The sequence below is a fragment of the Paenibacillus sp. FSL H8-0168 genome, from assembly GCF_038592955.1.
Classification (GTDB): Bacteria; Bacillota; Bacilli; order Paenibacillales; family Paenibacillaceae; genus Paenibacillus; species Paenibacillus polymyxa_B.
In genome coordinates this window covers 1,103,156-1,130,000 of record NZ_CP151948.1, presented here as the reverse complement: position 1 = coordinate 1,130,000, position 26,845 = coordinate 1,103,156, and the positions used below count along the sequence as shown (strand labels likewise).

Genomic DNA, 26,845 nt, shown 5'->3' with positions numbered 1-26,845 from the left:
CAATCGTGTTTGGTGTTATCGTCTACCTGATTTCCGACCACTTAATTGGTTTATTTACGAGTGACCCGCAATTAATTGAAATGGGTAGCTACATTCTACATGTGACGTTCTTATCCTTGTTCATTACAGGAATGACCTCGCTGTTTACCGGTATCTTTCAAGCAACAGCGCAAGGAACCGCCGCGTTTATTATGTCAGTTATTCAAGGAGTTACTCTGATTCCTGTGTTGTATATTGCTAATCGAATGAACGGATTCCACGGGGTGGTCTGGTCGCTTGTCATTTCGGATGCCGTCGCGTTCCTTGTTGGTGCCATCATGCTGTATGTTCTGCGGACCAAATTGCAGCCGGATTTGGATAATTTAGTACAGTAGAAAACATATAACATGCAAGAAGGCAGGATAAGGACACTCCCCGACCCTGTCTTCTCGGTGGGGTAGAACTGTATTAACCTAAACTGCCCGTTAGTTTAACCTTCATTTGTTGTGCCTTGTTCCGACTATTCTCTACGAGCTATACGAAACCCTTGATCGGGACCAAAGCCATTCGCATCGAACTTACCTCGGAAAGATATCTCGTTGTTGCTGACGTTGCCGGACATATCGTAAATTCCTAACTCGTTGGGTTTCCGGGTACCGATCGATTTTGTTTTATTATAGTTGCTCTCTATGATAGGCCAGTTCCAGTCTCCAGATAAGTATTTGTCTCCGGCGTTTTTCCAATACCATGCGACCTCGTCGGCATTATTGCTTCCACTGTATGTGTAGCCCTTGCTCGCCTGACCTCCGCCTGCAGCATATTCCCACTCCACTTCTGTAGGCAATCGGTAACCGTTAGCTCCCTCATTAATCGTTACTGTCCATTTTATATTATCGTTATCATTCTTATTGTTGCTATTAAAATAAACATTAATAGCTTTCTCATGGATAGATCTCCTTTAAGCTGATAGGAAAAATAGTAGGCCGTGATGGCCTTCAACTCGCCTCCAGCAGCGTTGAAGGCCGTTCGCCTGGCAGGAAACGGCCTTCAACGCATCCGCACTGACGGATAGACTGGAGGGGAACGGTCATCGGCCTGTCTACAATACTTAGGGCTCGGTGAGTCCTCCATGATCGATTCATTTAAACCCTATCTATCAGACAGCTCTCAAAACCCGCTTATCCCGTGAGACAGTCCCAACCGCGCCTGTTCGTTGAACAGCTTGCAGTTGAGTGGTTACCACACCGTTACGTTAGAGCTCCCGCTACTCTGATACCCCTCTGTCGCCAACACCTGGTAAGACCAGTTACTTCCCAGATTCATTCCTTTGCTCGCCCATGCTTTCACGTGGTTGCTGAAAGTGATTGTGGAGTTGCCCCCGGTCGGTCTCTTCGACTGTCGAACACTCCAGTACTGAATAAACGTCGTTTTTTCGCCTTCAATGGAAGGTGCGTCGTATCGCATTGTTGTGTAGATATCATATGTGCCCCCATCACTGGTCACCGTACCTTTATACGTTCCGGTAGGTCGATAAGTACCCCAGCTATCAACGACGTAATATTCGATGAGTGAGTTTCTCGTCCACCCGTAGAGAGCCAAATATCCATTACCGGACGGCGCCCAGACACCGGCATTGTAGTTGATCGTTCTGTTTGGCGATCCAGTAGTCCAGCCTTTGCCGACAACAAAATTCCCGGTATCCTTCCATGTTACGCTGTAATTACCGCCTGATCCATTAACAGCATTGACCGTCCCACCACCATCGGTCCAATTTTGCCAATAGTCTGTCGCTGCACTTGAGGTTGTTGCAAATAATCCAAAACTCATGGAAGCTGCAAGAACTACCGTCATCATTTTCTTACTAAAATTAAACATACTCTACCTCCTAAAATTTTGTGTTTGTCCCATACACTTGCTTGTTGGTTGATTCTCTTTGCAGTATATCACCTATACGTTCCATATTCCGTATTTTTTTACTTTAACCTCCTTTCTGAGTGAAATTATAGAATAATAGCGTTTGCATATAAACCTAGCAAATTAAAGCTTTAACTCTATTATGTTTAGCTCTCTTTGAATTTTATAAAATAATTCCAGTATTTCAGCGATGGGAAGCACCACCCGACAGCCTAGTGGCATCTCATGTACATTTTTAACTCAGCTTATATACTAAAAAAAATTTATGCAAATAACGCATAAATATCAATATGCATCCATCACATACAGTAAAATGTGCTTGGGTGATTAGCAGTGCATAATGGGAAATCTCGATTCACGTGAGGACAAACACTTAACTTTTCATAGGAGGTTTGATAAAAAATGATTTTAGAGGATATGTATTATGGGAAATGGCGTCCTAGTGAACAGATAAATTCAACCGACCCTGAATCTCAAAAAGTGAATCAAAAAATTAGTGATCTCATGGAGATGTTGAAAAGCAAATTACCAGCAGCATTCATTCACGGGTACCGGGCGGGGGCATTAACGATGATTGAAGTATTTAGCGAGGACAAAGAAATTGTTGATCCTAATAGATAGATAATGGAGGAGTTATGGTGGTGAGCCCGCTACGCATGCAGATTGTTCTTCCGATCGCTGTTATCCCTAGATTTCTCCTCAGTAGAATATAAACTTAAAGGTAAAATCCAGGGATAGCTGAACGAATGGAATACTTTAAGAGAATTTCAGACGAATGGAGGGGCTGCCTAGCCTCTTCCTGCGCCCAGCGCATTCATCAAGAACTCGTAAATTTCCAGTTCGTTGATTTTATCGCCATCGGTCACTATGTTATGCTGAACTTGCAGTCCGTTCTTGAACACGGTGAACATCCGAGCTGTCCTGTCCGCATCGATTGAAACAGGGATAGCTCCATTCTGCTGTCCGACTTCGATCCACGTTTTGGCAGTGAGGATAGATGCTTCATGATAACGTTTCAGAATGCCAGCCACGGCGGGCTTATCCTGTTGGCTGAGTAGATAAATAAAAATCAGGCTGGCAGCGCTGTCCCCACTACCGATGTTACGAAGCCGTTCAGTTAAGGTGTTAAGCGGGGATTTGATTCCTTCTGGTCCTGCGGGAGTCCGGGCGACAGATTCAAAAAAGCGCTGATTGGTTTTCTCCATTCCCGCCTCCAGAATCATACCGAACAATTCATCTTTGCTTTTGACATAATGGTAAATGGCTCCTTTAGTCAGTCCGCTGCGATCCGCAATATCCTGTAGTGTCGTCGCCCGACAGCCTTTCTCCATAATCATCTTTTCGGCAATCTCAAGCAGCTTTTTTAGACTGTCGTTCATCGCTTTATCTTGCATAATCTTTTACCTCCCGTTTGTCTGTCTTTTTATTCGTTTAATGAAACCTATATTCCACCAGATCGTCAAACCAATAAGCCCGTAGGTGAAGAACGACGATACGACCAGAAAGGTCGGTATGGACAGCGAATATACCAGCACTACTTTGATGAAGGCTTCCAGCAGCAGGCTGAGTCCCCACACCGCCGTTATCAGGCGGAAGTTAAAGCGATAGCGTGGAAGCTTCTCCCATTTATCGTTTATCTGAGGATTATGACCTGTGAATCTTTCCGCAAAATAATAAATTAATGATCGACCAAAGAGCAGCGAGCCTAGAAACACCAACCCCATAATACCGGTTACATAAGACTCCCGTAGCAAAATGAAGCGTTCGTCACCGCCCAAGAGAACGGCCACCACGCCCAGAATCAGACCAAGAAAGATAAAGCCAGAGAACACATCTGCTTTGCGCGTCCGTATAAGATTGTAGAGTGAGTCGCATAGTGGTACAAGAGCAGCGAAAGACAGAGCCACCACACTGCTCGTATACGGAATTAGCAGGCGATAAGCCAAATAAGGCAATACAAGATTGATGATTAGCGTAAAGATGATTTCGTTGCGAGTTTTATTCATGGTCGACTCATCCTCTCATCATTTAAAACCTACCTTCGGTAGGTATCTTTCATTCTACATACCTTCGGTAGGTATGTAAAGATTAAAAATAATAATCTGTATACGAACCTCAATCTACATATTGCCCAAATGTGGTTACACAGTTCGCATACTCTATAACTACAAAAAGGAGATGGCGTTTGCCATCTCCCTTGCTTTTATTCTTCCCTCATACTTCCTGCTTAAAAACATATTGCTCACCGACACACACTCTAACAAGCAACTATATTTTTAATCCCCCACCCGATTCAAAAACACCTTCGTCCGCTCCAGCTGAGGATTGCCAAAAATCTGCTCTGGTGTACCGGATTCTGCAATTTCGCCATTATCCATAAAAATGACACGATCCGCCACATCTCTCGCAAAGTTCATCTCGTGGGTCACGATGACCATCGTCATATGTTCCTCAGCCAGCTTTTTGATAACTCGCAGCACCTCACCCGTCAGCTCGGGATCAAGGGCCGAGGTCGGCTCATCAAACAGTAAAATATCAGGGTTCATCATCATTGCCCGGGCAATCGCCACGCGCTGCTTCTGCCCTCCCGACAGTCGGGATGGATACGCATCTGCTTTATCTGCCAAACCGACTTTAGCCAGCAACTCAGCGCTTTGGCGACGTAGCTCAGCCTTGCTCACCTTCTTCACCAGCTTCGGAGCCAGCTCCAGATTATCCTGCACCGTCAAGTGAGGGAACAGATTAAAATGCTGAAACACCATGCCCATACCGGTGGTAATACCCTTAATGTCACCTGCCGGAGCGTACTGACCGTTTTCCACCAGTGCTTTATCATGAATGCGGATCGTCCCGCCCGTCACATCTTCCAGGTGTACCAAACTACGGAGCATGGTACTTTTTCCTGAACCTGAAGGACCGATGACGGCTACAACCTCGCCCGCTTTAACGTTAAAGCTCACTCTTTTCAGAACGTCGAGCTTGCCGAACGATTTTTTCAAATCGGTTACTTCTATTGCATTAGTATTCATATCCCGACATTCCTTTTACTCGAATTTAAAACGTTTTTCCAGCGCCCTGAAGAATAGCGTCAGCACCAAAGCTAACAACAAATAAATAACCGCCGCTACAACATAAGGTACAATCGAGAAATCACGGTTTACAGCCGTATTCGCAAAATGTAGCAGTTCCGGTACCGCTACTGCATACAGTAGTGCCGTATCTTTTACCAGTGTTGTCGCTTCATTGGTTACCGCAGGCAAAGCGATCCGTACCATTTGCGGCACAATGACTCTAATCAGCGTCTGCGACTTGCTCAAGCCCAGCACTTGCGAAGCCTCGTATTGCCCTTTATCAATCGACAACATTCCGCCTCTAAAAATTTCTGCAAAATAAGCCGCATAATTCAGTACAAATGCCAGTACCGCAGCCGTTGTCCGGTCCAAGACCAGATACTCCCCAATGACAGGCAACATCGGCAGACCAAAACAAAAGAACAATAATTGCAGCAATAGCGGCGTACCGCGTATAACATAAATGTACGTATGCATCAGCCAGGCGATTGGCTTAATCCGGCTTTTGGCCAGCAACGTAACGATAAAACCCAATGGAATAGACAAGATGAGCGTGATGAAAAATAAAATAACCGTCATCTGTGCCCCTTCAAGCATAGGCTTCATAATTCGCAAAATATATTCCATACTCATGACCTTCGACTCCTAAACCCTTAGTTCAATACACTACGTATTAATTTAATACTTTATCTTCACCAAACCACTTTTTCGAAATTTCAGCAGCTTTTCCGTTCTTGTGCAGCTCATCCAAAGCGGATTGCAGCTGCATCAACAACTCTTCATTTCCTTTTTTCACACCGATGCCGTATTCCTCAGGGGCCAATGATTCATCAAGCAGCTTATACGTCCCTTGTTCCTTCGACATATAATACTTGGCTACGACCTCATCAATGACAACCGCATCCAGACGTCCGGTTTTCAAGTCCGTCAAAGCCAGAACATTATCCGGGAACTCGGACACTTGCTTCAATTTACTTTTGATCGGATTTGCATCCAATGCATCGGCTGCTGAAGACAGCGTCTGGAGTCCGACCGTTTTGCCCGTCAGATCAGCCAGCTTGGATAGACTGGAAGTAGCCGGAATGACAATCACCTGACTGTTTTTCAGATATGGCTTTGTGAACAGCACTTTTTCCTTACGCTCATCCGTAATGGTGTATCCATTCCAAATGAGATCAATACGTCCGCTGTTCAGCTCGGATTCTTTGGCAGACCAGTCAATCGGCTGAAATTCCACCTGTTTACCCATTTGTTCCCCGGCCGCTTTTGCATAATCAATATCAAAGCCGGTCAGCTCGTTATTTTCATCTCTAAAGCCCATCGGGGCGAATTTATCATCAATTCCAATAATCAATTTACTGTTATCCTTACCGCCGGAACATCCGGCCAACACGATCATCATCAATCCAATTAACATCGTAAACATGGCTGCTTTTCTCATCTTATTCCCCTCCAACAATGGTGACCCCCGTATCCAAGAACAGGTGGCAAACGCTTTAGTTCGTTAACACGTTATCAGAGTATCATCATAACATACCGCAGGATACTCGTCGAGAGGAATAAGCGGAATCTTAGCCTTATATAAATGGAAAACCTGTGACGAAAATTTGACCTGTGTTCTATAATGTAAAACCTTGCCTTGACATGTCACCTAAACCGTCTTATCATTTCCTAGTATTCTTATATACTTTTATTTATTTTAAAATTTCAGCAGCCGTAGTATGTAAATCAGCTTGATAGACAGGAGAAATAAAGCCCCATGTACATTTTAAAACGTCTCTTTACGATGTTCATTACGTTGTGGATTATCGTCACTTTAACGTTTATCATCATGCACATCATTCCGGGTGATCCGTTCTCGAACGATTCCAAAACCATTCCGGAAGCGGTATTGCAAAACATGCGTGCCAGGTACAATCTGGACAAGCCGCTCGCTGTGCAGTATGTGTTGTATCTCAAAAATCTGCTAGTGCTGGACATGGGCCCGTCTATTCAATCGAAAACGACGGACGTCAATATGCTCATTGCCCGAGGTTTTCCACCTTCTGCATTGCTGGGTATTCAATCCATCGTGGTCGCGATTATTGCCGGTATTTCGCTCGGAACACTGGCTGCTCTACACCATAATCGACCACTGGATTATATCTCGATGTTTATCGCGATTGTTGGTATTTCCGTACCCAGCTTCATATTGGCACCGCTGTTAATCAAGTATGTTGCCGTCCAATGGCATCTGCTTCCGGTCGCCTCATGGGGAACCTGGCAGCATACGGTGCTCCCGTCGCTGGCTCTCGCTGTTTCACCTCTTGCCGTTATCGCCCGCTTTATGCGGACAAGCATGCTGGAAGTTATGCATGAGGAGTACATACGCACTGCCAAAGCAAAAGGGTTGTCCTCTTGGGCAGTAGTTCTTCGTCACGGATTACGTAATGCATTGATTCCGGTGCTTTCCTTTATCGGACCGCTATTCGCTTCCGTCATTACAGGTACCTTTGTCGTCGAAAAAATATTCGCCATTCCCGGCATCGGTAAATACTTCGTAGATAGTATCTTTAATCGGGATTATCCAGTGATTATGGGGACGACCATTTTCTACAGTGCCATTCTGGTCGTTACTTTATTTTTAATTGATATATCCTATCGCCTTGTCGATCCGCGAATCAAATTAGACAGCAAAGGAGATTAACATGAAAGCAGCACCTACTGTCGAAAAGGACAGCCTGTTTAGTCTTGTAGACCGCAGCCAGATCCCCACCCCCACGTTGACCAGACCCAAAGAATCACCCTGGCGAGATCGGCTACGCAGACTTTTTAACAACAAGCTTGCTCTGTTGGGGCTTTCTCTACTTATTATTATTATTGTGCTGGCGATTATTGGACCTTCCATGGTTCCTTATGCACCCAGTGATCAATCCCTTTTGAAGACGAATCTTTCTCCTTCGGGAGAGCACTGGTTTGGCACGGATGATCTGGGGAGGGACGTATGGGCACGGACATGGGCCGGTGCTAGAATTTCACTCATGATCGGCTTTGCCGCTGCCGCCATTGATTTGGTGCTTGGCATTCTCGTCGGCTGTGTTGCTGGCTATTGTGCTGGGCACGGTAAAACGGGCGACCGGATCGACAGCATTCTCATGCGTATTATTGAAATTTTGTATAGTATTCCTTATCTGCTGGTCATCATTCTGCTGCTCGTCATTATGAAGCCAGGCCTACTCACGATGATTATTGCATTATCTATTACTGGCTGGGTCGGTATGGCCCGTGTAGTGCGTGGGCAAATCTTACAGCTGAAGCAGCAAGAATATGTGTTAGCAGCCCGCAGCTTGGGGACATCTCATTCACGTATTATCTTCAGACATTTGCTACCGAACGCAGCGGCAATCATTATTGTAAATTTGACGTTCACTATTCCGTCGGCTATTTTTGCCGAATCGTTCCTGAGCTTTCTCGGTCTGGGGATTCAGTCTCCTTCGGCCAGCTGGGGGACGATGGCTAACGATTCACTTGGCGTTATTTTAAGCGGTCAATGGTGGCGCCTATTTTTCCCCGGACTGATGATATCGCTCACCATGCTGGCGTTCAATACACTTGGAGACGGGCTTCAGGATGCACTTGACCCGCGCTCACAACATTAACAACAGAGAGATCCAAATTGGATAAGGAGGGGTGTCACCATGATCCGCAGCTTCTCGCCTAACCGCAGGAAAAACGGCAGTTCCTTTATCGAAGTGCGCACACGCGGCATACCTGCGGGAAAGGAGGATGAATAAATCCCGGTACGGTGTACCTTATTTTTGGCATAACTAATCACAGTAATGGAGGATAACCACGATGAAAAAAATGCATTGGATGACGATCATCTTACTTTTGGCCGTAACGGCTTTGGCTGGATGCTCTGGCACTGCGGACAAAACAGCAAGCAACGACCCGTCCGCTGCGCCTCAAGCAGATATCCCGCAAGAAATTACTGCCAATCTGGCAGGTGGCGAGCCTTATACGCTAGACCCTGCTTTCGCATCAGATACAACGTCCTACTTTGTGATTGATAACTTGTACGAAGGGCTGTATACATACGATAAGGCCGGTAAAATCGTAGAAGGCGCTGCCAGCAAAGTAGACGTATCTCCTGACGGTAAAACCTACACCTTTACGATCCGTGACGGCGCAAAATGGTCGAATGGTGACCCACTGACAGCTAAGGATTTTGAATACTCCTGGAAACGGGTACTGAATCCAAAAACAGCTGCCTACGATCCTTCTGCCCTCTACTACATCAAAGGTGCCGAAGCGTACAACACAGGCAAAGGTAAAATTGAAGACGTGGGTGTTACAGCCAAAGATGATAAAACTCTTGTAGTTGAGCTGAAATCACCGCTGAGCTTCTTCCCAACGATTGCAGTGGGTCATGCCTATCTGCCAGTAAACCAATCGGTTGTTGAGAAAAATGACAAATGGGCAGCTGAAGCGGGCACAATGGTCGGCAACGGTGCGTATGTAGCCAAGGAATGGAAACATAACGAGCAAATTACGCTGGCTAAAAACGATCAATTCTGGAACAAAGATGCTATTACGATGGCAACGATTAATTTTAAAATGGTTCAAGACTCCACAACTTATTATCAAATGTATAAAACGGGCGATCTGGATCTGATTTTGAGCCTTCCCGTAGATACACTAGATCAGGAAAAGAGCAACAAGGAATTCCTGTCGCATCCATCTTTCAGTGTGTACACCTATTCTTTTAACGTAAAACAAAAGCCGTTTGACAATAAAAAAATCAGACAGGCCATCGCCTACGCGATTGACCGCGAAGCACTGGCTACCAGCGTAACCAAAGGTGGCGAAACTCCGGCTTACGGTTATGTTCCATACGGAACAACAACGCCATCCGGCAAAGACTTCCGTGATGAAGCACCGAAAAAATACTATGAGTTTGACGCTGCAAAAGCGAAACAATTGCTGGCCGAAGGTCTGAAAGAAGAAGGTTTGACCAAGCTGCCACCGATTACCTTCAAATACAACACTTCGGACAAGCATAAAAAAGTAGCTGAAGCGATTCAGGAAATGCTGAAAACGAACCTGGGCGTTGCAGTGACACTGGAGAATCAGGAATGGAAAACGTACATTGATACCTTTAAACAGAAGAACTTCCAGATCGCCCGTATGGGCTGGGAAGGAAACTTCCTGGATCCACTTGGCGTATTGGGGCATTACACTTCCAAAAATTCGAACAACTTTACCAACTGGAGCAACCCGGAGTATGACAAACTGATCGAATCCTCAACCTTTGAGCTTGATCCGGTAAAACGCTTTGAACAGCTCCATCAGGCAGAAGACGTATTGATGGAAGATCTGCCGATTATTCCGATCCAGTTCTCTGCGGACACGGCATTAATCAGTCCTAAGATTCAAGGTATCGTATTTGATGCTCGTTCGAACCCAGACCTGCGCTTTGCGAAACGGGTCCAAAAATAATGGTTTTACGTTTCGGGATCACTGCCCTGATTGTCGGTACCTTAGGATTTCTGTACGCCATCCCCCATCTCTTGTATGGTCGTGAAAACATGGCTACTGCAAATCTGTTATTCCTGTTGGGGTTGCTGGGCTTGGTGATCGGTGCAATCTTCCACGTTCTGCAAAGCGGTTTTCTAACCCTCTTCCTGCGGGGATTTGCCGACATCAGACAGTTGTTCATTCGTCAATCCAAGGCATTACGGGAGGAAAATGAACGTTTGCGTTCCGATGAATCTCTGTCAGCCTGGAAAACATCCATGTTCCGCCACCTCAAGGTATATACTTCGGGGTGCGGGGCGGGGCTTATCCTTTGCTCGATGATATTAATGGGGATAAGTTAGTTAGGGCGTATGAAAGCTTTCTCGCGGTTGGTGGGCGCTGCGCGTGCAGATTGTTCTTCCGATCGCCACCGCCCTCGGATTTTTATTATTGTACACAACCAGTAAAGGTTAAAATCCGAGGACAAAAGCGAACGCTTCGCTTCTTCAGAACAATTCTGCCCGCTCCGCTGGCAACCGCCGTAGAGCTTCTATACGTTTTAGAGGTGTGTAAATGAAAAGAGAGAGTTTCGCAAAGGCGTTTGCTGCGGAACTCTCTCTTTTTTTGTTTCAAATCTACCATCTGCGTCGCTCGTCGCCTCTCAGGGGAAAGTCGCTCAATTCTCCGAGTTGGTCATGTGCAGCCTTATAAATGCGAAGAATAGCTTGTACCTTGTTAAAATCATTGTCTTCCGGGCCGAATCCTTCCATATACATTTTTTGAATGATGTTTTGGAAGAAATCTATACGCTCGCGAACGGAATCCTGCTCGATTTGCAGTACCTCTTCAAAGCTGTGTGTCTCAGCAAAATCAGACAGCTCATCAAATTCCTGTTCCTGATATCGATCTCCCCGAGTTTCAGGATTGAGATCAATAGAGGTACGCAAGGTTGACAATAAAATATTTTCGCGCGCCAGCATGACATGAAAATCTTTGTTCTTAAACAGATCCGTAACGATCAAACGGCACATTTCCTTGTTCTGCAGCAGAATCCCGTCAAAAGGATGCAGCGTCCACACACCGTAGTTAAAAAACAAATTAAAATTGAAGCTACTGCTTCCATACTGATATACAATGTTGATTTTCGATTCGTCGATAATTTCAAATGAAAATTCCAGCATGCATTCTCCTTTGGGATTCCAATATTTAACTCTATCCTATCAGAAAATGCATGATTTTCAATAAAAAAATTTATTTCACAGAATCATTTAACTCCACAATTGAATCTGCTTTTTCGCTACTGGCAGCCACAAGTAAATAGACAATCACACACCCTAAAATAAAGGACATCATACGCTCGCTCTCTCCTTTTGTCATTCGCTTTTTAAGAGTTTATGCACGAGAATGCTATGTATGTTCATCATGTCCTTTATTAGCTGCTGCCAAACCAAAAAAAGACGCCTTTCGGAGTCATCCTGGCGTCTTTTTCATAGATTGGGTCTATTATTCTACATTGTCATCAGTTCAAAAACGAGCTTAAACCCTCAGAGGAATTGCTATCCTTCAGCGGTTTGGATGGTTCTTTCCCTTCGATCCCCAGACGTTGGCTAAGGTTGGCATTGATTGCTGTCATTTTACTTGTATAATCGTGGCAGCTTTCAATAATCCGACGGTTTGATTTTTCAGACAGATCCAAAGCAGATACCAAATCACCAATCGCCTGATTCACAGCCTCCAGTGACATTGAAGGCTTACTAAGCAAATCTGTCGTTCTCTCGGTCGTCGTTTTGAGAAGCTTCGCATTTTCCTTGAATTGATCTTCAATCGTACGGTTGGTCGCATCGACGGCTGAAATGATTTTATCTTGATCCGCCAGCGCCATCGCGATCATAGCCGATACAGTGATCAGATTCGATGTTTTATCAATCGCATTATTTACAGAATCAATCAGTTTATCATTGTTATCATTAATAATATCCGTTGCTGCAATCGCCTGATTGTATAACAAAATCATTTCTGTCATTGACTGCGTACGAGTAACCACCTTGCGTAATCCCCGCTCCAGATGAGGCTTACGGTTTTCGTTTTCCGACTTGGCAATCTCGGTCTCAAACAGTTCTTTCAAGCGATTACCAAAGGCAATCTTCGTCTGTAAATTGTAGATTTCTTCAATGGAAGCCTTCTTCAACTGTCTCATGCTGACAATGTTTTCTTCCAGATTATCTTTACCATCTCTCAAGGCAGTAATGATTTTCTCGATGTTCGTCTTCACCGACTGATACTTGTAAATGTAGTTTTTTAACGGGCTTTTACGCAGAAGCTTGCCAAAAAAGCTCACATTTTTGCTCTGCTGGAGCGTTTCGCATTCATCACGCAGCTTTAAGATCATATTGGATACCTCAGCCCGATCACCGGACATGAGGTCGTTTACCGGACGATCCAGCATTTTTAGAGTCTGCCCCGCACGTTCCTGCGTTTTAACCCCCAGCTTACCGATATCATCCATTAAGGTATCCAGGCTCATGACATCGCTTTGTGATACCTTCTGAATCAGCTGTGAAGCCTCCTCAGTCACCTTTTGTTCATCTTCTTTTTTCAATTCAGCCCATGGGGTCGCCATACGCTACCTCCTATTCTGAAAACAACTGTTACCCAAATCTAATCGTTGTTATTCAGAGCAGCTATTCTGCTACTTTTTTATTTTCTCAAAAAATCGCCTACAATTCGGAACTGCTATATCGCTGGTGAATAAGCTCCGCTTTGCTCTGTAATTCCAGCAGATCCTTATGCTCCACCGTGGACACAATTACCGATATTTTGCTGTCCACATCCCGTAATCCGTTTAATAACGTCCTCCGGTTGGTCCGCTTCGCATCGCCGCTGAGCCGAAGAAACGGATTAATCAGTCCGTTCAAATCCTTCAAAATCAATCTCCGAACCGTATGATTCACTTCACTGTTGTTCAGTTCATGCAAAAGCGGAATGACCCGCTGCAAACGTGCAAATAGAGCCAGCGCCTTCTCGACAATCTCGTTATCAAGCGCATCCTTCTGTCCCTCGGAGATCACCATATCCTCCAGTACCTCCAAATACTCCATCACCTGAGCAAATTCACTACTCACCTGAACTGGTTGACGTACTTGTCCTGTCATAGACTCCGATCGAACGGTAGCTTCCTTTTCATGCTGCTGTGTCTCACCGACCTGCTCCTGCACCACCGGAATCACGGAACCGGTCAGATTGGGGCGAGGATGGCGAACGGCCATGATGGCGCTGTATCCTCCCAAACCAATGATCGGAATCGCCAAACACACAAACAGTGGCAACCAAAAACTTAGTAAAAGCGCAATCAGGTAGCTAACCACAGCAATCGTGGCACCCCACATTTTTGACGTCATAGCTTGTACCTCCTGACGTAAACCCTTACCATATTGTAGAAAACAATATTTGTGTGTGTCAATGTACGGATTTACGTATGGTGATTGGCTGCTCGATATGACTGGCTAAAATGTCGTATTGCGGATGAAGTGAACCGATCTCATGACCCAAAGCCGACTTCACCGCTAGATAAGGAAAATTGATACCCGACAAACATGATACATGAAGTCCTCCGGACATCCGCGGATTGATCTCTAGCAGCTTGGCATGCTCGCCGTTATATTTTACCTGAATGTTATAATTGTACGGAATGTGATACGCCTCAGCGACCTTCTGTGCCACCTCCAACAGCTCGGGATGCTGCTCCAGCAGCCGTAATCGTCCTCCTGCCTTCCTACGCGGAACTGCCGCTAGCAGCTTTCCGTTCCGGTCGGCCAGGCAGTCAATACTGTATTCGTATCCCTCCAGCAGCTCCATCACCATCAGATTGGGAAATGATTCTGTGGATGACAATACGCGATGTGCCTCCTCGAACGAAATATGATTCAGCGCATGGCCGAACAGCTCCTCCAGCGGATTACGTTCATTGTTAATGATACGAAAGCCCATCCCGCCTTCTGCATTACATGGCTTGAAGCATACCTTATGCCCAAGTGCTATTAACGACTCATAAGCCTGTTTAAACTGCTCGGCATTGCTGGCAATGGCATAGTCGGGAATCGTGACAATGTCCTTTTGACGAATGGATTCATAAAACAGATCCTTTTCCATCAGTTGCTCCAGCAGTTCGGTATCTTGGCATACCATCACTTTTGTCCCAATATCATCAAATAAATAAAGATGCTTGCTAATATCGAGCATATTCCACCGTGGGATAAAGACATCAATTCCGTGCCGCCTGCAAAAATCAGCGCAAAACCGTGCGTACTCCACACCACTGGTGCGAGGCTCTACTTCAGCTATATCACTGGCCTGTAGCGCCATGTGCTGCGGATCTGAGTGCGTCGCATAGATCTCGAACGGAATACCGTCCTCATTGTTACGAATAGCATTCATATAATGATACGCCACTGAAAACCAGCGGTTAAAATACACCTTAACCTTCTTCACAGAGCCACGTCCCCTATCTATTCTGAAAATGAAGTTTGAGCTGCGAATACACTCCGGTGTATTGCATGAACATACGCCATGATTTCGTCCGCTGCATAAACCCCCGACACTTCTGTAAAACGGTAATTGACCTCCAGCTTATCCCGTAGCTGTTCCCGATACAATTCACCATGACGCGGAGCAATCGCATAATCGGCATAGTCCAGCAGACAACGGTCTAGCAAAGAGTCACCGGACGCAACCACTGCCCCTCCATTCGTGAGATTGCGGATGTGCTCCACGGCTGCTTGTTTATTCACGGCCGCAGGTACCAAATACACCTTACGACCTTGAATGGATACCTCCCAGCCCATTTCATGCATGATTCGCGCCTTCTCCAGCACCTGTTCCAGTGGCATACGATCCCGTTCAATCATGAAAGCATAGAATAACTCATCGCAAAAGCGCTCGTTTACCACCCAGTCTTCATGCAGCACCTGTCCGAACACCTGACGTGCTTCTTCCGCATGAGCACCATCACGGCGTACTTGTTCATGAATACGCCGATTCCACTCTCGATCCACCTCGCCTCCAACGATAATGTTTCCACCATTACTCGTCACGGCATATGTGGGAACCAACTCCGTCTGAAACACAGTGATTCGTCTATACTGTTCTATCGTCCGAGTCGTCACGGGCATAAACATCACATCTTCAGGCAGTGTCTTTAACAATTGCAGGGCTTGTTCAGAAATAAAAGCCCACGTTGCCCCGTCTATCTGTTCCGCAGGCAACAGACCAGGGGACTCCAGCGGTACGCCAAGCGAACGTTTGGAGTAAATCAGTGTCTGATCGAGATCACTTGCGTAGATCATTCTTGTCCCCCCTTGAGCGGCTTGATAATTCCGCAGCAGGAATAAGTCAATCCTTCAAATACCTCTACAGGCACTCCACGGTCCTTGGCCAGCAGCATAATATGCTGAAGATTCGGATTATCTTCGCGGTCAATCAGAATTTTCCACGGCACCCTGCGCAGCAGTACACGAGTCGTCTCCCCCACTCCGGGCTTGACCAGATTGATATCCCGAATACCAAATGCCTGCTGAATCGCCTCTATATCCCGTAAGCCTTGCCATGTCACCGCAGACGGGTTCAATGTCATTTGTTCTGCATATGCAATGGCCGTTTCAGCCACGTCTTGAAAGTATCCGGATATCGTATCCACAAACGTATTGGACTGATCCACTGACCGCCAAGATTCATAAAATTTGGCCCCATGGAAATCGTCCGGGCCTATGAGATCGTCGCGTAATACCGTCCGACTCATCAAACCGGATACAGTCGAATTCAGACAAGCACTTGGAATCAAATAATCTTCTCGTGTACCAAAGGTTTCCGAACATCTGCCCGGATCGGCCAGCACCGCCAGATCATCATTTAGACGCAACCCGTAATCCGTGTTCATCTCACGACAGGCCTCAATCAATACCTGGCGAATCGCCCCTTTCCCCGTCCAGCCATCAACAAACTGAAGTTCAATCCCCAGCCCATGCTGCTGTAAAATGTATAAAATCGCATTCCGGTCAATGCCTTTGCCACGAATAATAGAAATACTGTAATGCGGCAAAGATACGCCATACTTCCAGTCAATATAACGCTTGATCAGGATACCAATGGGCGTCCCTGCTCTGGCAAGAGAAACAATCGCCGTGTTCAGGCCTCTTTTTCTCACAATCATCTCAGCCACAGAAGCTGCCGCTAATGCAACCTTTTTGGCAGATTGGGCAAGCGTTTCGTGAAACAATGCAATATACTCTGCTGTCGGCTCGTATTCTACTGGCAGCATTTCTGAATAATGGACTCCCGACTGAATCGCCTCTTCACGATCCTCCGTCCCTTTTTCCAACGTAACCCGGCTCAAATCCTTCAATAAAAAAGTGACATCCGAGGCAGGATAACTGCCCAGCGGTTCGGGCGGATGAATGTTCTTCTGCTGTATTTGCTCCATAAGTGCTTGCTTCATATCCGCGCTCCTTTACTCTCCTGTCTAGCTAAACCGTTAAAATAAACGACATGCACTTTATCGCAGCCCAGACGGGTCAAAGCTTCCTGCATGGGTTTCATCCGCCCGGGGTCTGACTCCCTTTCCATCAAAACGAATATTTCGTCATACTGACCGGGGTCTACATTATAAATAAAATTGCGTACCGTACTGTCCTCAGGCGAAGGATATGTCACACCACAAGCGACGCCATACCCTTCTTCTCGGTGGGGATACACCGGGCTGCGTGTCGTCGATTGAAAATATACATCCGGGCCTAACTCTGCTGCAATCCGCATTGGAATGTACATGAATTCCCCCGTGCCCATAACCAGCGTGCGTTGCCCAGAACGAAGTTGGTTCAGTCGTTCAGCTGTACGCGTGATTTCTGCATCCAAGGCTGAATTGTCAGCGGATTGTAGACCAAAACGGCCTGTATATTTTAGATAAGGAGCTGTATTGGCATACCCGTCTGTTGACATGGAACTGTGTACTATCCGCTCAAAACCGGAAGTATCCTTTTCAAAACGGTGGTCAATTATTCCAGAAGCGTCTTTATTAACCTCTGCCATGCTAGTGGCTGCATGTTCTGAGTGCCCAGCCTGTCCGGCATATGCTGCGTGATCTAGGATCGGTACACCCTGTACCTCAATCTTTCCTTTGAGCAAGCTTAAAGGCGTAATCGTAATGCCTAGCTCTGCCTCCAGGTCGGTGAAAGCCTGCTCGTCGCTGTCTGTCCGCCAATCCAATAACGAAGCAATCACATACTGTTTACGCGGAAAATGCTCCTGAATATCCCGTATGATATTAAGCGTTGTTTTTCCCGTCGTAATTTCATCATCTACCAGCACAATCGGGCCATCTCCTGCAAAGGCATCTTCATCCAGTGCATAGCAACGATGATCAACAGCGTGCGAATGCTCTTCTTCAAACCGAATAATAGGCCGAAGGCCCGGGATATCCTCGCGCGTCGTATGAATATACGAGGCTCCGTCGTCAAACAACCGATACATGCTGTGTCCCAGTGCTGTAGCCGTCTCGGCAAAACCAACAAACTTGATCGGCTCTGTAAAAGCAAAAGCTAAACGTTCATCCATCAACTTTCGGTAGGCCTCTTTCGCATAGTCCGGGTCAAGAAGTCCTCTCACGGCCTCTCCTATCAGTTCATCCATCTGTTGTCCCGCTTGTGGGACAAGCTCCTTATATAGTAGAATCGCCAGCGCCGCACCACTGAGCAGAGAGGTGTATGGGTTTACCGGAATATGCTTGCCCAGCACCTTGCTGACAAATAAAAACGAACGCTTTTTATTGACCCGTGCCGCCATCGCAAACAGCTTGTCCACAGGAAGGCGGAATGGATTATGTGTCTCCGTAATTTTAACGCTGAACTGCTCCAGGATTGGCAGCAGATGTGTTTTCGTGGTTGGGTAAGAGACTGACAAAATGTTGTTGTTCATGTAACACCCCGTATACTTTTGATCTATTGATAATACGATGAGCCCAATTCAAATGCGGCTTAATTTCATTCATTTTGTTGGCATAGGTACTTTTGAATACACCCAGACTACCGTCGTTACGCTCAACAATTTCAAGTGCATCCATATACTCTTCATGTGTCACCGCATACATGGCCTGTACCGGTTTAATATGGGAGGGATGAATAATCGTTTTGCCAATAATCCCATTCTCTTTGTCCATCATGACTTCTCGAATCAGTCCGTCTACGGCATCTGAGATGAAGTCCATCCGCAAGTGTCGTCCCGGCTTTCCAAGTGCATCTTCGAAAGGAGACACTCTTAATTGAGGTTTAAAGACACGTTCTCGGTGAGAGAAATATTCCCATACAGGACCGGAAATGACATAATTTGAGCCCACGCGTCCAAACAAGTTAATAATATCTGCGATGCAATCCCGAATGACGTCAATTTCATAAATCGTAATATCCGGGCTGCGTCTCAAGCCATATAGACTGGAGAAATCGGTTGCCCCAATTCGTACATTGAGCACATATTCCTGGTACTCGTCTAAAATTTCTTTAATCGACAGTAGCTCTTTCCAGCGGGTTTCCCGATAAATAATTTTGGAGCTTTCAAGAATCGGTAATCCGTACAGCACAGGCATGTTGCTTTCGTTTCCTGCCCCTGTGTGCATACTCCGGTTATATTCGGAAATGAGTGCAAAATATGCCCGTCCATTATCCGAAGAGAACTTGGGTAAGACAAAGCCCGTGAGCAGCGACAAAGATTCTCCCAAACCGTTCAGCAGTCGTTCCAACTGCTCCACAGAGCGCACACGCACAAATAACAAAGGTAATTGCTGTTCACTCATCATCCCCGTCCGTACATAGGACAATAGTTGAAGCAGCTGCTGTGCCAGCGATTGTTCTGCCTGACCGACCTGCTGATCCCCTATAGCATCCTCCAGATCCAGAATGACCGTTGTTAGTCCTTCATGTTTTCCATTTTTGATCTCTTCTGCTACTTCCGAGCGGGTCGCTGGCATGTACAAAGCCGCTCCTATCGCATAAGCCAATATACTTTTGGGAGAACGGTTATGAAACTCCAACGGTGGAGTATAAAAGATCGCTTCTACTTCCTCAGAGGTTAAATCATTAAAATATTTCAGGGCCCTTCCCCTCCTCTTGCTCTTTCTTGTCTGACTGAAGCCCTGTGCTTCGGGTATAAAAGAAATCCCCCCTTAGTTTCAGGAGGGATTTCGCTATACTTTGTACATTAAGCCTCTTTGTCGGCCTTTTTCTTTCTTTTCGCCGAGCTGATAACCATTGTGCCTACAAAGACAGCAATCAAAATGCCGAAGAATAAAACCTGCGACATATGAAAGCCAAAAGCAGCAGCCAGCATTTTACCCCCGATAATGGCGATCATAATAAAGGCTGTCTGTTCCAGTTCCGGAAATTTATCAATGAGCTTGAGGAACACTTGAGCAACACCACGCATCATCAGAACGCCGAGAATACCACCCAGGAACAGAACCCATACTTTCTCGCTCACACCGAAAGCGGCAATGACGCTGTCAATACTGAAGGCAATATCCATCAGTTCGACCATTAATACGGTTTTCCAAAAAGAAGTAGGTTTGTTCTTCACTTCTCCATCACCTTCGGACTTGAATAAGCCCTTATAAGCGATATAGAGCAGATAAGCCGCACCCAGTACCTTAATCAGGGTGAACTTAATCAGGAATGTACCCAAACCGATAGCCAGGAACCTGAATATATACGCACCCAAAATCCCGTAAAATAAGGCTCTCTTCTGTTGTTCCTTAGGTAAGTGTTTAACCATAACTGCGAGAACCAAGGCGTTATCCGCCGATAAAAGTCCTTCCAGCAAAATGAGAGTTCCTATAATCCCCCAACTCACTGGATCAGTAAGCGTAGCTACAACATCACTCCATGAAAAGAAATGGCCGTAGTTTTCGCTGATATTTTTAAACAAATCATTCAACATGAAAAGAGTGCCTCCGATAATTCAATTTATTTGCTACCCTGCGACCAGCGCATGCCCCAGTTATATGCCCGATCCAACTCACGATGACCGCCATAGAACTGCACGAGTCTTTCAATGCTGAACGTTTCATCGTTTACATTTTGAATCATGGCAATTGCACACATCCCTTTGCGATTGTCATGTTCATTCATGTGAACGATAATGTCCGGCCCATCCTTCTGGTACAGCGTGACTACCCCGTCCGCTTGTGACCAGTTCATGACTCCTTCATAGATGAAGGTAAACACCAAAATTCGCTTAATTTCAGAAATTTTAGCACCATTAATGCGAAGATTTTCCCCTGTTTTCACAGAGCCTGTACGGTCGTCGCCATCCAGAGCAATGTACGGGAAGCGATTTAGAGAACCGAAAACTTCCCCGAGCGCCTGCACAACGCCTTTATCTCCGTTCTTCATCTCATACAAGCAGCCCAGATCCAGATCGACACCCTTGGAACCGCGATTGAAAAAGCCCTTGCTTTGCTGCACCTGATTCCAGTTCAGATTGATCAGGATTTCACCCAATCCGCCTGAGCCTTTTTTCAGGTTGATGGTATCGCCCTTCTTCTTCAGCTCAATTTTCCGCAGATTCAGATTCACCGGTGTTGCAGATGGCTCTGGCTTCGGAGCAGGTGGTACTGGTGGCGGCGTTGGTGCTGGTCGAGGCGCTGGAGACGGAGGTGTAGGCACTGGCGTGGGAGGAGCCGGATTATTTTCCACTTCAATCCCAAAATTAACGCACAACGCATCCAATCCACCGGAAAAACCTGCGCCAATCGCGTTGAATTTCCATTCCCCGTTATGACGATACAGTTCACCAATGACAATCGCCGTTTCCACTGTAAATCCACTGTCCAAATTAAACCGCAAAACCTCTCCGCTAACCGGATGAGCAAAACGAATGAACCCACCTTGAACCTGTCCAAAATTTTGCCGTTTCTGATCCGCATCATAAATCGTCAGCGTAAACGCAATCTTCTCGATATTTGCAGGAATTCGCGTCAGATCAAGGGCAAATTGCTTTTTATCACCGGACTGTTGTCCGTCTGAATAGGTGATAAAGGGCGTGGTCGGATTGTTATAAAAAATTAAGTCCTCATCGCCCGATACTTTTCCTCCAGAACCCAGCAAAAATGCCGAAGTATCCAGCTCCAGAGATGCTGGGGACTCCCAGCCAATCCCTACGTTGACATGGGTCAGGCCCGGATTTGTTTTCGTCAAATCCGCCTTCTGTCCCTTTACTACGATAACAGCCATGATTGTGTCACCTTTCTGTCGGTTTGTCATGTGTCAGCGTACGCTAATGTAATAGCTTAAAAAGAAAGGGTAGCGCCCTATGGACACCACCCCAAGTGGATATTATTGAGCGTCCAAGCCATAGTTTTTAGCAAGCGCACCCAATCCACCAGCAAAGCCACTACCGATAGCCTGGAATTTCCAGTCCGCATTCTGACGGTAAAATTCACAGAATACGACGGCCGTTTCGGTGGAGAAATCTTCTCCCAAATCGTAGCGCAGCACTTCACGATCTGTTGCCGCATCTACCACACGCACAAAAGCATTGGACACTTGACCAAAGTTTTGCGCGCGAGCCTCGTAATCATAAATGGTAACCGTGATCCCGATACGGTGGATGTTCGCAGGAATCTTCGAGAAATCAACGATGATTTGCTCGTCATCCCCATCGCCCTCACCTGTGCGGTTATCGCCCGTATGAGTAACCGATCCTGCCCCGCCTGTCGGGTTGTTGTAAAATACAAAATCATCCGCTGCTTTGGCTTTACCGTCTTCATAAAGTAGGAAAGCCGAAGCATCCAGGTCAAAGTCTGCGCCACCACTGTATTTATTCGTATCCCATCCAAGACCTACAACGACACGAGTCAAGCCGGGATTCGTTTTGGTCAGATCAATACGTTGTCCTTTGGAAAGGCTAATGGTCATTCCGCATACCTGCTTTCGTTGTATAGATTTTTTTATGCCAAACCGTAATCGCGTGTCAGTCCTGCAAGACCATCTTGGTAGCCGCTACCAATGGCATTGAACTTCCACTCACCGCTATGACGATACAGTTCGCCTACAACAACGCCTGTTTCGATCGAGAAATCTTCTCCCAGATCAAAGCGGATCAATTCTTCATTGTTTGCTTCATTTACGATACGAGCATAAGCACGGGACACTTGTCCAAAGTTTTGGCTGCGTTCTTGTGCTTCATAGATTGTAATCGTAAAAGCGATCTTTTCAACGTTAGCTGGCACGCTACCCAAATCAATTTTAATTTGCTCGTCATCTCCGTCGCCATCACCTGTGCGGTTATCCCCTGTATGAACGACAGAACCGTTCTCATTTTGTGGGTTATTAAAAAAGACAAAGTTCTTATCGGATTCTACTTTACCTTCCGCATTAGCCAAAAATACGGATACGTCCAGGTCAAAATCTTTACCACCATCATATTTGTTTGTGTCCCAACCGAGACCAACCGTGATTTTGGACAAACCTGGATTTGTTTTCGTCAAATCAATTTTTTGACCTTTGGATAAGTTAATTGCCATGAGTAAGAACCCCTTTTCACATTAAGTTTTGTATGAGTAACTAAAATTACATATAACGCTGAGCCAGCACATCAATATGTACGGCATGGGTTCCTTCACCGATTGCAGCAAACTTCCATTCGTTGTTATGACGATAGAGTTCTCCACAGACCAGTGCGGTCAGCCCCTCATAATTATCAGATAAATTAAACGTCACCAGTTCCTTGGAATTAGCACCATCCAGAATGCGGATATACGCCTTCTCGATCATGCCGAAATCCTGTTTCCGGTTTACGCAATCATATATATTCACAACAACAAGCACTTTGTCGACATTGGCAGGAATACGTGCCAGGTCAATCGCAATTTGTTCATCATCACCGTCGCCTTGTCCAGTCAGATTATCACCGGAATGAACGACTGAGCCGCATGGGCTTTTTTTATTATGGAAACATATTACATTGTCCGACTGAGTCAGTTTCCCGTTTGCGTCCAGCAAAATGGCAGAAGCATCACAATCAATATTGGGTTGCTTCTTGAAGCCAAAAAATCCTTTGGACTGTACAGGGTCCCATCCCAATCCTGCTATAACCTTGGTTAGTCCTGTGTTTCCCTTGGTCAAATCAATTTTCTGGCCCTTGACCAGATTAATTACAGCCACTGATTAACACACCTCCCTTCCGTAAAATTTACAGACTAAATTCAGACGGATTCAAACCAAGCGCGCCGCAAATCTCAGCCACAATTCGCTGCTCATTGGCATCAAAGTCACCATCAGCTGCACCAATGGCACTACATACGCCAACGACGAGTCGGCCTACTTCAGGCTTGCCATTCAATTTACCAATCGCCTTCAGTGCTTCCTGTTTACCGATTTGAGGTGAAAATTCAAAGTTCGCTACATAGTGATTGAAACGGTTAATGACCTCACCCATATCAAACACTTTCAATTCTTCACTGATATTTATGTATCCGGCCATTTTTGTTTTCTCTTCCGGACTAATCGTACCGTCAGCAAATGCTACTAATGCACAGCCTGCAACAACAGCTTCCATAAAATCTTTATTCTTAAACTTCTTAACTTGGTCACCAAGTCCTTTTTTAGTTGTATTCAACCAATTTTTAAATGTACTCATGGTTACCTCCACAATTACGTATTTGAGTAAAATGCATCCTAGTTAATTTCTTCCTTTACTATAACCTGAATTACGATCTTTTTCTACAATAATATACAAAAATACGGTAAATACGATCTATTTATTATTGGTATCCTCTCTATCTTTAGCCCTATTTTCTACATAAAAGGCCCTCTTCTATCATCCATCATTTGGTACCCCAATTGCAAGTCTGTGAAATGGTAGAGTTCATAGAAAGGCACAGCCTTCCAATTCAACAGAAGCACTGTGCCTTTTACCATAACCCACGGTTCACCACCGCTTTTTTTAAATTGGTATAGAACGCTTCAAGATCGGTGTGCTCAGGTAGCCCCGAAACTTGTCCATCTCCTAATTCTATAATAATCCATTGCCCTGCTTGTGTACGAGCAATATCCATTGTGAAAAACGGACTTTGGATTTGACGTGCAATCTGAATAAATTCATTCAGATCTGTAGGAACTGTTTCATATGCCGCCTCATCCCAGTAATTAACCGTAAAAACAGGCTCTCCGAACATAAAGAAAAGACGATATTCTTTAGACAAGGGCATACCACTTTTGGGATGAAGGGTAAGAAATTCTAAAGGTACGAACTCCCTTAACACAATTCCTCCATTCAATTCCTTTCCCTGAAGTTCAACAAAACGACGAATCACACGTTCCACATGCACCTGATCTGACGCATCTGGGATATAACAAGCGTCCAACCAATCATGTTTCCGTGATTTAACGAAATCCTTGACCATTATTGCTGTCTTTCCAAAAGGCATGACCGCCTTTCGAATATACTCCGCATCCAATTGGTCCCGCTCCAGCCATACACTTCGAGGCGTAAAGTTTTGAATTAACGAGTATGAATCAGGAAAATAATGACAGTTCCTATAACTCTCAGCACTTGTCAGCATCCTGATTCGATCGGCCTCCAAGGCTGCAGTCCAAGCATCATACACTTTGGGCCTTAACATCCATCCTCGGTATAGCGCATTCACGTACTCGTTTCCCTGTTTAGCAACATACTCTCGCATATTCTTAGAAACAATATATGGGTTAGACCCTGATTCTTCCCGTTCATCCTCAATCAGATTATCGAAATTGACCAACCCTGTATCAAAACCAAGACTCCGTGCAACCTCGCACTCTTCACGGTAATCCATATCCACATTTTTAGAATTCAGAGGATCGCTACAAAATAGAAGATACATATGAGTTCCTCCTTTTAACAACCGTATTAGGCATCAATTAAATTTACTAGAAATACAATCATTTTCTATTTAATTTGCTCATCTTGTCTATAAATTTATAATCCCATCTCTCTGATCCGATCTGGGTTTTCAACATTTCTTTGAATTGTCGGCCCTCCAGTCTACTAGAAAAAACCCGTTTGGGAATCAATATAAACTTATGATCAGGCAACAATATATAAAAGGCAGTCAGAGTATTAATGACCCCCTTTACTTCATCCCAGTTGTAACCCGCAGAGTACGTAAAATGAAGACCCTCCTTTGAAAACTCATAATCTTTCTCAATAGGCCATTGTGGGTGATTTAGGTAGTTAGCTTTCACTTCTTTAATAGTAAAGAAAGGAATAATTACAAAAACTAAGAATGGAAAGAAGAACATCGCTATCTATTAGGATCAACTTCATCATCTACTATAAGCTTGTATGTAGCCATAATAACCATCAGAAACTGGATATAGTAACTCCTCTCCCTACCCTCTCAAAACAACACGACTACTAATCCAACCTATTAGACCATCAGAAGTTTCAACACGATACCAAGTTCGCCCGTCACTAGGGTCCAACATCGTATCTTGTAGAAATTCTAAATAGTCTTGATTGTGAACAATACCAACAGATTTGCTACTGATGGATGGCTCTGCTCGTAAATTAGCCTGGTTTACGGTAACCTGCCAGTAATCAATCTCCTCCGTATCCGCATAACCACTGTAATATCGTCCATCAGACTTGATAATAACCCGACTGCTCACCCAGCCGATTTTCCCTTCCCACGTCTGCACCTCATACCAGATACGCTCATCATTAGGATCTATGTATTTGTGGTGAAGATACTCAAGCTCCTCGTCACGTTCAAGTACTGCCATTGATTGAGAGTTAATATCTGGTCCTTTTCGGAGATTCACCTGTGCCTCTGTTATACGCCAATACCACGTATCTTCTTCAATCGCGTTTTCCTTAACTGGGTAACTAGATTTTACTGATTTCTTTTGTAATGTTTCTGAGGTGGTAGTTGTACTGTCAGTTGCCGGTTTAACTTTAGATGTAGCCGCACTGCCAGTAACACTTTGATTGTCAGAAGCTGAAGGGCCTGAACTCTGGACTTCTTGTACCTTATTTGGCTTCGACTGCTCCTTAGTGTCATTAATATTAATATCAATTTGAGATGGTACGTTACACCCTGCAAGCATTATTAAACTAGCTATTCCCATTATGCCGACTCTGATTTTTTTCATTTACTATTTCTCCCTCTAAAACTAGTACTTTAATTTTTTTCGAATATTCAATTAAATTACCTTGGATATGTATTCTATCTATTTAATATATCGGAATTCAGAAAAAAATGGTAAACAAAAAAATCCACAGACCTCTCCAGCTAGTGAGTTTACAGTTTACAGTTTCCACCTGCCGCTCACCTGTTCCAGAAAAAAAGACTGTAGATTTTATGGATA

At 45.1% G+C, this 26,845-nt stretch carries 29 protein-coding genes and 1 pseudogene (1 of these 30 only partly in view); 6 read left to right on the top strand and 24 right to left on the bottom strand.

What is annotated here, in order from left to right; genetic code table 11:
• Positions 1-374 carry the 3' end of an MATE family efflux transporter gene (locus tag MHI21_RS05170; protein ID WP_342419578.1) on the top strand. The gene continues 979 nt to the left of window position 1, outside the view, so the window shows 374 of its 1,353 coding nt (coding positions 980-1,353); the start codon falls outside the window, past its left edge; the stop codon is at positions 372-374.
• A 125-nt stretch (positions 375-499) separates the two neighbouring features.
• Here MHI21_RS05170 and MHI21_RS05165 read toward each other — a convergent pair.
• Both MHI21_RS05165 and MHI21_RS05160 read right to left on the bottom strand, forming a co-directional pair.
• Positions 500-898, bottom strand: a pseudogene (locus MHI21_RS05165) (SUMF1/EgtB/PvdO family nonheme iron enzyme); the annotation flags it as partial.
• A 317-nt stretch (positions 899-1,215) separates the two neighbouring features.
• Positions 1,216-1,854 carry a glycoside hydrolase family 11 protein gene (locus tag MHI21_RS05160; RefSeq protein WP_061831741.1) on the bottom strand — a complete coding sequence of 213 codons (639 nt, stop codon included), beginning with the start codon at positions 1,852-1,854 and terminating at the stop codon, positions 1,216-1,218.
• Positions 1,855-2,295: 441 nt separating this feature from the next.
• Between MHI21_RS05160 and MHI21_RS05155 the strand changes: the two genes are divergently transcribed.
• Complete coding sequence (locus tag MHI21_RS05155; RefSeq protein ID WP_254327123.1) at positions 2,296-2,514, top strand: DUF6809 family protein; 219 nt, start codon at positions 2,296-2,298, stop codon at positions 2,512-2,514.
• 167 nt (positions 2,515-2,681) lie between these two features.
• Here the strand turns inward: MHI21_RS05155 and MHI21_RS05150 are convergent, their stop codons facing one another.
• From MHI21_RS05150 to MHI21_RS05130, 5 genes are all read right to left on the bottom strand, one after another.
• Positions 2,682-3,287, bottom strand: a complete 606-nt coding sequence (locus MHI21_RS05150; RefSeq protein ID WP_069291221.1) for a TetR/AcrR family transcriptional regulator — start codon at positions 3,285-3,287, stop codon at positions 2,682-2,684.
• A 6-nt stretch (positions 3,288-3,293) separates the two neighbouring features.
• Positions 3,294-3,899, bottom strand: coding sequence for a VC0807 family protein (locus MHI21_RS05145; protein ID WP_342419577.1), 606 nt, complete (start codon positions 3,897-3,899; stop codon positions 3,294-3,296).
• A gap of 270 nt (positions 3,900-4,169) precedes the next feature.
• The gene (locus MHI21_RS05140) at positions 4,170-4,922 is read right to left on the bottom strand and encodes an amino acid ABC transporter ATP-binding protein (RefSeq protein ID WP_023987213.1); all 753 of its coding nucleotides are present in this window, start codon (positions 4,920-4,922) and stop codon (positions 4,170-4,172) included.
• Positions 4,923-4,937: 15 nt separating this feature from the next.
• Positions 4,938-5,597 carry an amino acid ABC transporter permease gene (locus tag MHI21_RS05135; RefSeq protein ID WP_023987212.1) on the bottom strand — a complete coding sequence of 220 codons (660 nt, stop codon included), beginning with the start codon at positions 5,595-5,597 and terminating at the stop codon, positions 4,938-4,940.
• A 40-nt stretch (positions 5,598-5,637) separates the two neighbouring features.
• The gene (locus tag MHI21_RS05130) at positions 5,638-6,405 is read right to left on the bottom strand and encodes an amino acid ABC transporter substrate-binding protein (RefSeq protein WP_165179390.1); all 768 of its coding nucleotides are present in this window, start codon (positions 6,403-6,405) and stop codon (positions 5,638-5,640) included.
• Positions 6,406-6,723: 318 nt separating this feature from the next.
• On the opposite strand from MHI21_RS05130, the gene MHI21_RS05125 reads away from it, so the two are divergent.
• From MHI21_RS05125 to MHI21_RS05110, 4 genes are all read left to right on the top strand, one after another.
• Positions 6,724-7,650 carry an ABC transporter permease gene (locus MHI21_RS05125; RefSeq protein WP_165179391.1) on the top strand — a complete coding sequence of 309 codons (927 nt, stop codon included), beginning with the start codon at positions 6,724-6,726 and terminating at the stop codon, positions 7,648-7,650.
• Between the two features lies 1 nt (position 7,651).
• On the top strand, positions 7,652-8,602 hold the full coding sequence (locus MHI21_RS05120) for an ABC transporter permease (protein ID WP_023987209.1): 951 nt from the start codon (positions 7,652-7,654) through the stop codon (positions 8,600-8,602).
• A 196-nt stretch (positions 8,603-8,798) separates the two neighbouring features.
• Positions 8,799-10,442: a peptide ABC transporter substrate-binding protein gene (locus MHI21_RS05115; protein WP_342419576.1), complete on the top strand. Its 1,644-nt coding sequence runs from the start codon at positions 8,799-8,801 to the stop codon at positions 10,440-10,442.
• On the top strand, positions 10,442-10,822 hold the full coding sequence (locus MHI21_RS05110; RefSeq protein WP_342419575.1) for a DUF3899 domain-containing protein: 381 nt from the start codon (positions 10,442-10,444) through the stop codon (positions 10,820-10,822). Before MHI21_RS05115 ends, MHI21_RS05110 begins: the two co-directional genes overlap by 1 nt.
• A 273-nt stretch (positions 10,823-11,095) precedes the next feature.
• Here MHI21_RS05110 and MHI21_RS05105 read toward each other — a convergent pair whose 3' ends face one another.
• The 17 genes from MHI21_RS05105 to MHI21_RS05025 form a co-directional block, all read right to left on the bottom strand.
• Positions 11,096-11,641 (bottom strand): hypothetical protein, encoded by a 546-nt coding sequence (locus MHI21_RS05105; RefSeq protein WP_061831749.1) that lies wholly within the window; start codon positions 11,639-11,641, stop codon positions 11,096-11,098.
• Between the two features lie 338 nt (positions 11,642-11,979).
• Complete coding sequence (locus MHI21_RS05100; protein ID WP_165179395.1) at positions 11,980-13,080, bottom strand: toxic anion resistance protein; 1,101 nt, start codon at positions 13,078-13,080, stop codon at positions 11,980-11,982.
• 97 nt (positions 13,081-13,177) lie between these two features.
• Positions 13,178-13,858: a hypothetical protein gene (locus MHI21_RS05095; RefSeq protein ID WP_342419574.1), complete on the bottom strand. Its 681-nt coding sequence runs from the start codon at positions 13,856-13,858 to the stop codon at positions 13,178-13,180.
• A 58-nt stretch (positions 13,859-13,916) separates the two neighbouring features.
• Positions 13,917-14,948 (bottom strand): ATP-grasp domain-containing protein, encoded by a 1,032-nt coding sequence (locus MHI21_RS05090; RefSeq protein ID WP_134903222.1) that lies wholly within the window; start codon positions 14,946-14,948, stop codon positions 13,917-13,919.
• A gap of 17 nt (positions 14,949-14,965) precedes the next feature.
• The gene (locus MHI21_RS05085) at positions 14,966-15,802 is read right to left on the bottom strand and encodes an HAD family hydrolase (RefSeq protein WP_165179397.1); all 837 of its coding nucleotides are present in this window, start codon (positions 15,800-15,802) and stop codon (positions 14,966-14,968) included.
• A complete protein-coding gene (locus MHI21_RS05080) occupies positions 15,799-16,950 on the bottom strand; it encodes a cysteine protease StiP family protein (RefSeq protein ID WP_165179398.1) in 1,152 nt (383 codons plus the stop codon). Before MHI21_RS05080 ends, MHI21_RS05085 begins: the two co-directional genes overlap by 4 nt.
• Entirely contained in the window at positions 16,947-18,293 is a 1,347-nt protein-coding gene (locus tag MHI21_RS05075) for a phosphoribosyltransferase family protein (RefSeq protein ID WP_341163715.1), read from the bottom strand. Before MHI21_RS05075 ends, MHI21_RS05080 begins: the two co-directional genes overlap by 4 nt.
• A 52-nt stretch (positions 18,294-18,345) precedes the next feature.
• On the bottom strand, positions 18,346-19,533 hold the full coding sequence (locus MHI21_RS05070; protein WP_342419573.1) for an HpcH/HpaI aldolase/citrate lyase family protein: 1,188 nt from the start codon (positions 19,531-19,533) through the stop codon (positions 18,346-18,348).
• Positions 19,534-19,700: 167 nt separating this feature from the next.
• A complete protein-coding gene (locus MHI21_RS05065) occupies positions 19,701-20,435 on the bottom strand; it encodes a TerC family protein (protein ID WP_023987196.1) in 735 nt (244 codons plus the stop codon).
• Between the two features lie 26 nt (positions 20,436-20,461).
• Positions 20,462-21,730 carry a TerD family protein gene (locus MHI21_RS05060; protein WP_342419572.1) on the bottom strand — a complete coding sequence of 423 codons (1,269 nt, stop codon included), beginning with the start codon at positions 21,728-21,730 and terminating at the stop codon, positions 20,462-20,464.
• 102 nt (positions 21,731-21,832) lie between these two features.
• Complete coding sequence (locus tag MHI21_RS05055; protein WP_023987194.1) at positions 21,833-22,414, bottom strand: TerD family protein; 582 nt, start codon at positions 22,412-22,414, stop codon at positions 21,833-21,835.
• A 32-nt stretch (positions 22,415-22,446) separates the two neighbouring features.
• Complete coding sequence (locus MHI21_RS05050; protein WP_044646587.1) at positions 22,447-23,022, bottom strand: TerD family protein; 576 nt, start codon at positions 23,020-23,022, stop codon at positions 22,447-22,449.
• Positions 23,023-23,068: 46 nt separating this feature from the next.
• The gene (locus MHI21_RS05045) at positions 23,069-23,662 is read right to left on the bottom strand and encodes a TerD family protein (protein WP_160789138.1); all 594 of its coding nucleotides are present in this window, start codon (positions 23,660-23,662) and stop codon (positions 23,069-23,071) included.
• A gap of 28 nt (positions 23,663-23,690) precedes the next feature.
• A complete protein-coding gene (locus MHI21_RS05040) occupies positions 23,691-24,137 on the bottom strand; it encodes a tellurite resistance TerB family protein (RefSeq protein ID WP_013308968.1) in 447 nt (148 codons plus the stop codon).
• A 274-nt stretch (positions 24,138-24,411) separates the two neighbouring features.
• Positions 24,412-25,359, bottom strand: coding sequence for an ATP-grasp domain-containing protein (locus MHI21_RS05035; protein ID WP_342419571.1), 948 nt, complete (start codon positions 25,357-25,359; stop codon positions 24,412-24,414).
• 58 nt (positions 25,360-25,417) lie between these two features.
• Positions 25,418-25,777, bottom strand: a complete 360-nt coding sequence (locus MHI21_RS05030) for a YcxB family protein (protein WP_342419570.1) — start codon at positions 25,775-25,777, stop codon at positions 25,418-25,420.
• Between the two features lie 90 nt (positions 25,778-25,867).
• On the bottom strand, positions 25,868-26,629 hold the full coding sequence (locus MHI21_RS05025; protein ID WP_342419569.1) for an SH3 domain-containing protein: 762 nt from the start codon (positions 26,627-26,629) through the stop codon (positions 25,868-25,870).
• Between the last annotated feature and the right edge of the window lie 216 nt (positions 26,630-26,845).